Raw genomic sequence first — 11,014 nt, 5'->3', positions numbered from 1 at the left:
ATCGCTTTGAAACGGTGGGCGGCGGAGTGGGGGGCCGTTTTCCAAAGAGAAGCCATTCCGGGGTGGCGTAATTGCCGCAGGTTGAAAATCCAAAAAAATCGATGAAGCATAAAAACGCATTCAATACCCGCTGCCCCGGACGAGGAAAATGTCGGATAAGCGCGACCAGTTATTTCTGACCTATCGATCAAGACAAGATGTCTATTTCCGATAACCTTATGAATAATATACGTTAAAATGGATAGCACACCATGGCGATGTGGAGCCGTACTTTACCTTCCCTCAAAGAGGGCGCCTCACATCGCCTAAGCCTGAGGTTTGCTCACCGTGAAATCGAGTCGCAGCAAAAGCGACAGTCCTTGGCGGGCTTTTGAAATGCATCGGCATCACAATAAACAACGGTGATGCACGCTGGACGTGCGTTGTGACAAAGGCTAATCTTTGGCGGACCTTATGGGGCACCGGAGTGTTAACAGAACGCTCGAATTCACCGGCCAGAGCGTTTCATGCGCTCGTAAGTGCTGGTTTCAGTCAAACGAGAATTGGACGGGCGGTTCAACGTAGACCATGACAGAAAATAACATCACGCCGCTTACGCCTGCGGTCAAAGATCCTCAGCGCAAAATCGGTAAGGTAGATGAAAGATTCTACATTGTCGGTGTGGGGGCCTCTGCGGGGGGACTTGACGCGATTAAGCAATTGCTCTCGCGGGTTCCGGCAAATTTCCCGCATAGCTTCGTGGTGATCCAGCATCTGTCGCCGGATTACAAATCGCTGATGACTGAAATTCTTGGCCGCGAAACTCAGCATAAGGTGGTCGAAGTCGAAGATAATATGCGCGTCGAGCCGCATCATATCTATGTCATCCCGCCGGGCGCCAATATCGTTATTCAGGGCACCGAAGGCGACGTCGATGAGCGTGCCGTGATCCAAGATACCGAAGCATCGATAACCGAGGCAGAGGTGGAGGGGCTTCGATTTTCGTTGGTGTCACCGCAACCCAGACCGGCGCTCAACCTGCCTGTCGACATCTTCTTTTTGTCGTTGGCGGAGGCGGTGGGCGAGCGGGCCATCGGGGTGGTTTTGTCGGGTACGGGGTCGGACGGAAGTCGTGGGCTGCGCTCGATCAAGGATCGCGAAGGGCTGGTGATCGCACAGGAGCCTGCAACCTGCGGGTTTGACGGTATGCCCCGTCAGGCGATTGGTACGGGATTGGTGGATCAGGTTCTTCAACCAGATGATATCGTTGAGGAAATCGCAAGGTTCATTGAGCTGCGCAACCACGGTATCTCTGACGTTGACGAGATGTTTGTCGGCGCGCAGGACACCTTTCGGCTGATTTTAGAGACGGTCAGCAAACAGGCAGAGATAGATTTTGCCCTTTATAAGGAACCGACCCTCAAGCGACGTATCGCGCGGCGGATGGGGTTTTTGGGCCTCTCGAAAATCCGCGATTATTTGGATTACCTCGGCGAACACCCCGGCGAAGTGGAGCTTCTGTACCGGGAGTTTCTGGTCGGTGTGACAAATTTCTTTCGCGATCTGCATGTCTGGCAGGCTATGGAGACGCGGGTTCTCAAACGTCTGTTTGAGGAAGGCGACACAACTGCGCCCCTGCGGGTCTGGTCGGTGGGCTGCTCCACCGGGGAGGAGGCCTATACGCTTGCGATGTTGCTGCAGAAATTCCGGGATGATCACAAGATCGAACGAGATTTCCGCGTCTATGCAACGGACGTCAACGAAAACTCCGTCAACACGGCAAAGCAGGGGATCTATCCGGACCACACGCTTGAAGAGATTCCGCTCATTTATCGTGAAGCGGGCTATGTGACGCATCATCCCGGCACCTTTGCCATCGCGCCCAAAATCCGCGCGCAGATCGTTTTTGCGGTGCATGACATCACCCTTGATCCGCCCTACACGCGCACCGATTTAATCGTTTGCCGTAACCTGTTGATTTACCTCAGCCCTGATGTTCAGGCCAAGGTCATGGTCAATTTCTCCATGTCGCTCAGGATGGACGGTTACCTGCTCTTGGGCGCGGCAGAGACACCGGGCACCGACGGGGTTCGGTTTGATTTCTTCATGGGGAAGGAGCGGATCTATAAAAACAAACGTGTTGCACAATCGGGGATCGGTCGTGGCAAGCTAACAGCGCAATTGCCTGCGCTTGGCATGTTGCCGCGGGCGCGTCGAATGCTGTCGGCGGGGCATACGTTTCAGGATGATCTGAGCTCGCTCTTTCAGTTCTCTCTGGAGGCCAGCCAGACCTCCGTATGTATCGTCGACCCAACGGCCACATTGCTGAAAACATTCGGGAATATGCAATCTATCCTGCAAATCCCCGAAAGTGGTTTTTCGACCAATATCTTTGAGCTTTGCGATGACAGGTTGCGCAGTTCTGTGGCCCTGGTGATGCGCGGCGCTGAGGATAAAACCACCGCCCAAGCGGCGGACATGCGCCTGATTGAAGAGGATCAAGTGCGCACGGTTTCGATTTCCGGGCGCAAGATCATGTGGGAGGGGCATACCTCTGCCATCGCGCTGTTCATTCGTCAAACGCTACAGAGCCTGCCGAAAACCGATGTTGATATTGATCGCGAGCAACCCCGAGAAGAAACCCGCGCCTATATCCAGCATCTTGAGGGCGAAGTGCGCTCCCTGCAGGAAATGCTGGGGGTGACGGCGCAGGATCTTGGTGCCTCGAACGAGGAACTGCAGACCGCAAACGAGGAGCTGATCGCCGCCAACGAAGAACTGCAGGCCAACAACGAAGAAACCCAGAGCATCAACGAAGAACTGCACACGGTGAATACCGAAAACATCGAGCGGATCGCCGAGTTGGAGCAGGTCAATGCGGATGTCGACAACCTCCTTGAGACGGCTGCGCTTGGGATTTTGCTCTTGGACAATGACATGTGCATCCGGCGGTTCAGTGCCGGGGTGACCCGGTATCTTGATCTCAAGCACAGCGATGTGGGCCGCCCGCTAGAGAGCTTTGCGACCTCGCTCTTGCCCGAGGCGGTAAGCCTTCTTGTGGATGATGCGAGCCTTGCCCGCGATCAGGGTGAAGAGACAGAACGCGAATTGCGCCGCCGCGATGGTGGGTTTGTGCAAACACGTGTGCGCCGGTTTACTCGCCAGCGTGGCGAGTCTGATGGCGTGGTGATCACACTGTTGGATATCACCGACAGCAAACTGCTCGAGCAAGAAGCGCGGCGCCAGAGCGAAATCCTCGCCAGCGTGCTGGAAAGCGAAGAGGCGGGCTATTGGGATTGGAATATCCCTGATGAACAACTCTACATAAGTCGCCGTTTTGTCGAGCTTTTGGGCTTTGCAGCCGGGGAGCTGGCCCCCAAGCCAGAAGCATGGTTCGCCCTGATCCATGACGAGGATCGCTCGCGGTTTCATGAGGCTTTTGATGTTCATGTGCGTTCGCGCGGACAGGTACCTTTCTCGGTCGAGGTGCGCTATCTGACCAAGGATGGCGGGGTGATCTGGGTCAAGAGCCGGGGGCAGGTGACGGATTGGAGCGTTGATCACCGTCCGTTGCGCATGATTGGCGTGCATCAAAACGTCACCGATCTGCGCGAACGCGAGGACGACATTCAAAAGCGGGCCAATGAAATCCGCCGTTTTGCCTTTATATCAGCGCATGATCTGAAACAGCCGCTCAACACGGTTGAGAGCAGCATTGAGGCGTTGCTGGAAGAATTGCCCGACACGCTGGACGCCGATGCCCAAGAGCTTGTCGAGTTCCTGACCCAAGGCACACGCCGCCTGAAGGGGCGGGTGGATGCCATTCTGGATTACGCCCGTTTGCAGGATCGCACCTTGGAGTTTGAGCCATGCGAACTCACCGGTCTTGCAGAGGCCAGTGTTACTGATCTCAAACACCTCGTGAGCGAAGCGGAAGCAGAGGTGCAGATTGAGCCGCTGCCAGCCGCCCTATGTGCGCCGGAGCTGATTTCACGGGTGTTGCAGAACCTGTTGAGCAATGCGCTCAAATACCGTGATCCGGCGCGCCCCTGTCGCATTACCATTGCGCCCTTCGCGGCCCCTGATGGCAAGGTTGGCGTGCGGGTGGACGACACCGGTATCGGCATCGCACCCAAAGACCGTGGCAGTGTTTTCGAACTCTTTACCCGTCTGCACGTAGAATCAGAGATCGAAGGCAGCGGCCTTGGTCTGGCAATGTGCGAAAAGATCATTTCCATGCATGGTGGCACGATCGAGGTGACTGACACGGAAACGGGGGGCGCAAGCTTCCGCTTTACCCTCTCTGCAACATGAGCCGGACGGAGCACATGAGCACCTCAAAGCCTAAGATCCTTTTGATCGATGATTGCGACGCGGATCGGTATTTTTTCAAACGCAACCTGCGCAAGGTTGCGCCGGATGCCGAGGTGGTTGAGTTTGTCTATGCCGAGGATGCGCTGCGGTATCTGAAAACGCCGGGTCGTGATCCGGTGGATATCGTATTTGTCGACATCAACATGCCCCGGTTGGATGGGTTTCAGTTTGCGGATGCCTATCATGCGCTCTATCCGGAACTGAAGGGACATGCCCGCCTGTTCGTTTGCTCATCCTCCATCAACCCTGCCGACCGGCAGCGCACCGATGACCACCCGGTCATCGATGGATTTTGCGAAAAGCCGGTGACGCGCGGGGTTCTTGGCGAGCTGCTCTGAGATGCGGGGCGCGGGTGGTTTGAAACAAGCGCTGCTCCTCTTATTCGTTTGGGTGTCGAGCATTTTCTGGGTGCTCCCTGTTCAGGCCCAGCCTCAGTATGACAAAGTTGTAGTGCCCTGGGGCAATGTTCCTCCATTGTCGATGATGGGGGACGATGGGGAGCCTACCGGGTTCGCCATTGAACTTGCACGACTATTGGCTGAGGAGGTTGGCTTCGAACTGGAGTTCCAGTTCTATGGGCCGATACCCAAAATCGCCGCAGCGCAAGCGACTGGCGAGACTGACATGCTGGTTGGAGTTGGGCACGGCCCGGCGTTTCGCGAGACCAACCTTGCGTCACAGACGATTTCAGAGGTTCAGGTCCGGCTGGCCGTTCCAGTTGAAAACGCCGATGATTTCGACCCCAACAATCTGAGTGGCGTTCGCATTGCTGCGGTGCCGCCAACAATTGCCTCCAATCCCGATCTGTTTCCCGACGCAACCGTGGTCGAGCAACCCGGTTTGGAAGCTGCGTTGGTGACTTTGCTGAGCGGCGAAGTGGATGCTCTGTCTTATCCGGTCAACGTTCTTTTTGCCCTGACCCGTGCAACGCGCACCGATGGTCGGATTGCCTATGTCGGTGATCCTTTGGTCAGGATCGACCGTGTGGTTATTGTGCACGAAAGCCGCGCAGAACTGCTGGAGCCGATCAATAGGGCTCTGCAGAAGTTTGAAGAAAACGGGACGCTGGAAGAACTGCGGATCAAGTATCTTATTTCTAACCCAGAACCGGTGCCAGATGTGCTGACCGTTGGTGTTCATCATGTGCCGCCATTTGTGTCGATCGGGGATGATGGCACGCCCGGCGGTTTTGGGATTGAGGTGCTAGAAGATCTGGTGGATCTGGCGGGGTTGCAAATTCGCTACCAGCGCATCACGGACGAGGAATTCGGGCAGGGCCCGCGTGAGGGCTCAGTGGATCTGATCCCGATGATGGCGGTCAATCCTACGCGTGCGGAACGGATGGATTTCACCTTCCCGGTGCACCGTGTCCCCTTCAACATATTTACTCTGCGGGAGGTATCGCTTGAGCCGCAGGTCTTGGACGATCTGGTCGGGCTGCGTGTTGGCGTCGAAAGCGGCAAGAACGCAGCACAGCTGGCAGAACGCCACGGGTGGCTCGATATTGTCTATGCGGATGGCAAAGATGGCATCATGAACCTGCTCCTGCAGGGGCAGGCCGATGCGGTGCTGACAACCGGAAGAGCCTTTTGGACCCATCTGGAGGCCGAGGGCCAAGAGGAGAAGTTCCGCAGCAGCACAGAGCCGTTTTATGTCTCAGAATCCGGCCCGGCCCTGCGATTGGGTCTGGGGGAGGTCCGTGAACGGCTGAATGCGGTGATCCCGGCCTACCTGATCTCAGAGGAATATGAGGCCCTGCAGGCCAAATGGTTTGGGCGCGCGCCGTTCTGGACGCCAATGCGCCTCAGGCTGGTCGGGGCGGCGGTCTTGGTGCTGGTGCTTACGGCACTGGGTTTTGGCATCTGGCAAAAATTGCAGCGCTCCCGCGCGCAGGAACGCCAGGCTCGGCTGCTGCAACACTCCCGCCAGCTTGAGGTGCTGGTGGATGAGCTGGAGCGTTCGAACCGTGAACTGGACAGCTTTGCCGATATTGCATCCCATGATCTCAAACAGCCGCTGCGGGGTATTCACTGGCAGGTGCAGGCCCTGCAAGAGCGCGCAGCCCATGCCCTGCCTGAAGAAGTCAGCAGAATTCAGCAACTCTGCGCGCAGATGGAGGCCACGATCTCTGCTCTGCTGGCCTCGGCGCAACATCGGGGCAAGGGCAGCGACCGCGCCGATATTGATACAGGCGTTCTGGTCGATGAAATTTGCACTGACCTTTCGGAACTGATGGAGGCCACCGGCGGCGAGGTGCAGGTGGAAACCGCCATGCCCATGGTGTTTGCAAGCCGCGCCAAGGCAAAGGTTGTGTTTCAAAACCTTATCGCCAATGGCTTGATTTATAATCAGTCCTCCACGCCAGTGGTGAAGGTGGGGTATCTGAGCGAGGGCAGCACCGATGCCAGCGGCCTTTTGCATGTGTTCTACATTCGCGACAACGGCACCGGCATCGCGCCCGAGGATCAGGGGCGCATATTCCTGCCCGGGGTCCGTGGCCAGAATACCGGAGAACGCGTGCTGCCCGGCGCAACCGGAAGTGGACTGGGCCTTTCCTTTACCAAGGAAATCGTAGAGAGTTACGGCCAACTGATCACATTTGAAAGCGTACCCGGACAGGGCACCACATTCTTCTTTTCGCTCCCCAATGCGAAGGGCGAGAGCGCGGGCGATGTGGTCGATCATGCAGGACTGGTGGAAGCAGAATGACCAAGATTCTAATAATCGACGACAGCCCGGAAGACACCGAGATGCTGCGCCGTTTTTGTGAACAACTGCGGTCGAGCTCGATTGAAACGGCGCCCAGCGGCAGCGAAGGGGTGGCGCGGTTCGAGAAATGGCGCGCCGATTGTGTGCTGCTGGACTACCACCTTGCTGACAACAACGGTCTCTCTGTTCTTGCGGCGCTAAAGGCCCGCGATCCCTATGTGCCGGTGATTGTTCTGTCGGGCCGCGGCAGCGAAGAACTGGCGGCGGCTGCGATGAAGGCGGGGGCCACGCGCTATCTCACCAAACGCGGGCTGTCGCTTGATATGCTGCGCACCGCGATCGAGGCTTCGATCCGCTGGATGCAACATGCGGCCATGACCCAGCAGGGCTAAGTCGCGCGCGTTTCAAACCCTATCACAGACCACGATAAAGACGTCTCATCCACGGCTTGGAGGGGACGTTTTCCTGCTGTGCGCGCCCAATACTGTGACGGATGCGCGCATCTCTTGAGCCGTACTGGATCGACATCTTGATTCGACAATGATCACGGAATTTTGCGCGCAGCATTGCACAGAGCGAATAGCAGAGTGTTGAAAAAATCTAATTTCGGGGGTTGAAAAATATCCTCTGAATTCCTTGGGGTTCGCCTGAGTGAGCAGAATAATGCCGCTATTACAGCGCCTTCCGAAATGTGAACTGACCCGTTCACCTGCGCTTACTTTCAAGTCCTTTCATCAAAAAACTTACATGGTAGCTCCGATGGCAGTCGGGTCCGGGGATGGAGGATGTCCGGCTGACCTTTGAATGATCATGAGCACCAAAACCCTTGCGGTGGGCTCCAGCGCCCTTGCGCTGTCAGCCCTCCTTGCCGCTCCCGCAGTTGCGGGCCCCACCTACACATCTGACAATGGTGGCTCCTTCCGTTGGTATGGCCAGCTCAACTTGACCTATCAGGGTTATGACGACGGTCAGGAAGACTACAACCGCCTCGTCGACAACGCCAACTCTGGTTCGCGCGTTGGCTTCTGGCTGGAACAGCCCTTTGGCGAGAACACCCTGAAGTTCCGTTTTGAAACCTCTCTGTCGCTGCGCGGCTCGGATGGTGTGAACCAGAACGGCCAGGGCGACATCACCGACTGGACCCGCAGCGATCTGCGTCACGTCGACCTGCAGTGGCACACCCCGCGCTACGGCACCTTCTCTATCGGTCAAGGTTCCATGGCGGCTGATGGTGTCACTGGTATCGACCTTTCGGGCACCGGTGTAGTTGCAGGTTCCGCCGTGGCGGATGCTGCAGGCGGGTATTTCCTGCGTGACACCGCAGGCAACCTGACCGGTATCGAAATCGGCGACGTCTTCTCGACCTTCGACGGCTCGCGCCGAGGCCGTATCCGCTATGACTCGCCGGAATTCTCGGGCTTCACCGTCTCTGCCTCTTATGGTGAGGACATCCTGACCCGCGATGCCGACACCCAGCAGTACGATATTGCCCTGAACTACATGAACGAAGATCTTGGCGATTTCACTGTGGCCGGTGCGCTGGCTGTTAGCTGGACCGAGAAGGGCGGCTCTGAAGACACCCGCGACACCATTGCCTCTGCCGCCGTTCTGCACGAACCCACTGGTCTGTCGCTGAGCGCTGCAACCGGTGACCGTGACACCGGTGGTAACTACGGCTATGTGAAGCTGGGCTACACCGCCAACCTGATCTCCGTTGGTTCCACCTCCTTCTCCGTCGACTATTATGACGGCTCGGATCTGGTCTCCACCAACGACAGCGCAGAATCCTTTGGCATTGCTGCGGTTCAGAAGTTCGACAAGCAGAACCTTGAGGCCTATATCGCGTATCGCGAATATTCCTATGACGATGCTTCAGCGACCAACTATCAGGACGGCTCTGCCATCCTCGCTGGTGCGCGCTGGAAGTTCTGATCCAGAGAATATACGGGCGATGCCGGTGCGAGGGGTTTATACCTCGTGACCTACTTGTGCTTGTGTCATCCGCATAATGCTGCGCCCTCCGGTCACTGGCCGGGGGGCGTTTGCATGTCCAATGAGGCAAAACCCGCCATTCAGGGGCGAAAATCGGGTGAAAAAGCCCCTTTGAGGCGCTTCCTGAGCGGATCGAGGCTGATGCCCCTTGCACCGCGACGCGCAGGCCAATAGAAGGCCTCAAATTGTCTGGGGGCGGAGCCTGCGCGCGCGCCCCGAATCTCTATGGGGAATATGATGCAGGTCACTGAAACTCTGAACGAAGGTCTGAAGCGCGGCTACGCGATCACCATTCCGGCAACCGAGCTGGAAGAGAAGGTCAACGCGAAACTGGCCGAAGCGCAACCCGAGATCGAGATGAAGGGCTTCCGCAAGGGCAAGGTTCCGATGCCGCTTTTGAAAAAGCAGTTCGGTCCCCGCCTTATGGGCGAAGTCATGCAGGAAGCTGTCGATGGTGCGATGAACAAGCACTTCGAAGAGTCCGGCGACCGTCCGGCGCTGCAGCCCGACGTCAAAATGACCAACGAAGACTGGAAAGAGGGCGACGACGTCAACGTCGAGATGTCCTATGAAGCACTGCCCGCGATCCCTGAGGTCGACGTGTCCGGTGTTGAGCTGGAAAAGCTGATTGTCAAAGCAGAAGACGCAGCCGTGACCGAGGCGCTGGAAAACCTCGCGTCCTCCGCACAGGAATTCGAAGCCCGCGAAGAGGGTGCCGTATCCGAGGATGGCGATCAGGTTGTGATCGACTTTGTCGGCAAAGTGGACGGCGAAGCGTTCGAAGGCGGTTCCGCCGAGGATTACCCGCTGACGCTGGGCTCCAACTCCTTCATCCCCGGCTTTGAAGAGCAGCTGGTCGGTGTGAAGTCCGGTGAAGAAAAAGACGTCACCGTGACCTTCCCAGAAGAGTATGGCGCAGAGCACCTCGCGGGCAAAGAAGCCGTGTTCTCCTGCACCGTCAAAGAAGTCAAAGCCCCCAAAGCGGCCGAGATCAACGACGAGCTGGCCAAGAAATTCGGCGCTGAAGATCTGGACCAACTGAAAGGTCAGATCTCCGAGCGTCTCGAAGCAGAATATGCAGGTGCCGCTCGTCAGGTCATGAAGCGCGCCGCCCTTGATGCGCTGGCCGAGCTGGTCTCCTTCGACCTGCCGCCGAGCCTCGTTGAGGCAGAAGCCAAGCAGATCGCACACCAGCTGTGGCACGAGGAAAACCCGGACGTTCAGGGCCACGACCACCCGGAAATCGAGCCGACCGACGAGCACAACAAGCTGGCCGAGCGCCGCGTGCGTCTTGGCCTGCTGCTGGCCGAGATGGGTCAGAAAGCCGAAGTCGAAGTGACCGACCAGGAAATGACCCAAGCGATCATGCAGCAAGCACGCCAGTATCCGGGTCAGGAACGTCAGTTCTTTGAATTCATTCAGCAAAACGCTCAGATGCAACAGCAACTGCGCGCGCCGATCTTTGAAGACAAAGTCATCGATCTGGTGTTCGATCAGGCCAAAGTTTCTGAAAAAGAAGTGTCCAAAGAGGACCTGCAGAAAGCTGTTGAGGCGCTGGAAGAAGAGTAACTTCCACACCTTTGAAGTTTTGAAAGGCCGCCCCTCGGGGCGGCCTTTTTATATTGCGATATACGCAACCTAAAATATCTCGCGCGTCAATATTTTGACAGCTCAGAGATGCCCGTGCATTATGGATTTAGGCCAATACGTCTTTGGAATCTGGCGCCATCAATAATGCTGCGCTTGTTTCATCAGAAATACGAAAAACGCCTAAAGGCTATGGTAGAAAGGAAAAATTAACACTCCACTTTTTGGCGATCTGATTTTGCTTTTCAAAGAAGCGGGGTGTCCATGGGAATGACGATTGCGGGGAAGAAATTAAATTTTTTCCCTCAAAATATTTCTCATTGTGGGCTTCAACTTTCCTCGCGAAAATTTCATTAGGTCATGTTGACAAATG

At 56.6% G+C, this 11,014-nt stretch carries 6 protein-coding genes; all 6 read left to right on the top strand.

Translation table 11 applies throughout. From position 1 onward, the window contains the following. Positions 1 to 567: 567 nt before the first annotated feature. The 6 genes from UB90_RS21330 to tig all read left to right on the top strand — a co-directional run bounded on the left by UB90_RS21330 (position 568) and on the right by tig (position 10,623). Positions 568 to 4,293, top strand: coding sequence for a chemotaxis protein CheB (locus UB90_RS21330; protein ID WP_065324894.1), 3,726 nt, complete (start codon positions 568 to 570; stop codon positions 4,291 to 4,293). 14 nt (positions 4,294 to 4,307) lie between these two features. After that, complete coding sequence (locus UB90_RS21325; protein ID WP_005608684.1) at positions 4,308 to 4,691, top strand: response regulator; 384 nt, start codon at positions 4,308 to 4,310, stop codon at positions 4,689 to 4,691. 112 nt (positions 4,692 to 4,803) lie between these two features. Continuing rightward, positions 4,804 to 7,062: a transporter substrate-binding domain-containing protein gene (locus UB90_RS21320; RefSeq protein WP_227512172.1), complete on the top strand. Its 2,259-nt coding sequence runs from the start codon at positions 4,804 to 4,806 to the stop codon at positions 7,060 to 7,062. Next, complete coding sequence (locus UB90_RS21315; RefSeq protein WP_005608680.1) at positions 7,059 to 7,454, top strand: response regulator; 396 nt, start codon at positions 7,059 to 7,061, stop codon at positions 7,452 to 7,454. Before UB90_RS21320 ends, UB90_RS21315 begins: the two co-directional genes overlap by 4 nt. A gap of 418 nt (positions 7,455 to 7,872) precedes the next feature. Then, a complete protein-coding gene (locus tag UB90_RS21310) occupies positions 7,873 to 8,994 on the top strand; it encodes a porin (protein ID WP_065324897.1) in 1,122 nt (373 codons plus the stop codon). Between the two features lie 297 nt (positions 8,995 to 9,291). Beyond that, positions 9,292 to 10,623: a trigger factor gene (gene tig / locus UB90_RS21305; RefSeq protein ID WP_039983830.1), complete on the top strand. Its 1,332-nt coding sequence runs from the start codon at positions 9,292 to 9,294 to the stop codon at positions 10,621 to 10,623. Positions 10,624 to 11,014 lie beyond the last annotated feature (391 nt).

It is taken from the genome of Tritonibacter mobilis, from assembly GCF_001681715.1.
GTDB classification, from domain to species: domain Bacteria; phylum Pseudomonadota; class Alphaproteobacteria; order Rhodobacterales; family Rhodobacteraceae; genus Epibacterium; species Epibacterium mobile.
Note: the sequence above shows the minus strand (reverse complement) of the source record. Positions and strands in the feature narration are given on the sequence as shown.

Excerpts from the sequence above, each read along its gene's own strand:
- UB90_RS21330 (WP_065324894.1), top strand. The coding sequence starts at position 568 with ATGACAGAAAATAACATCACGCCGCTTACGCCTGCGGTCAAAGATCCT.
- UB90_RS21325 (WP_005608684.1), top strand. The coding sequence starts at position 4,308 with ATGAGCACCTCAAAGCCTAAGATCCTTTTGATCGATGATTGCGACGCG.
- UB90_RS21315 (WP_005608680.1), top strand. The coding sequence starts at position 7,059 with ATGACCAAGATTCTAATAATCGACGACAGCCCGGAAGACACCGAGATG.
- UB90_RS21310 (WP_065324897.1), top strand. The coding sequence starts at position 7,873 with ATGAGCACCAAAACCCTTGCGGTGGGCTCCAGCGCCCTTGCGCTGTCA.
- tig (WP_039983830.1), top strand. The coding sequence starts at position 9,292 with ATGCAGGTCACTGAAACTCTGAACGAAGGTCTGAAGCGCGGCTACGCG.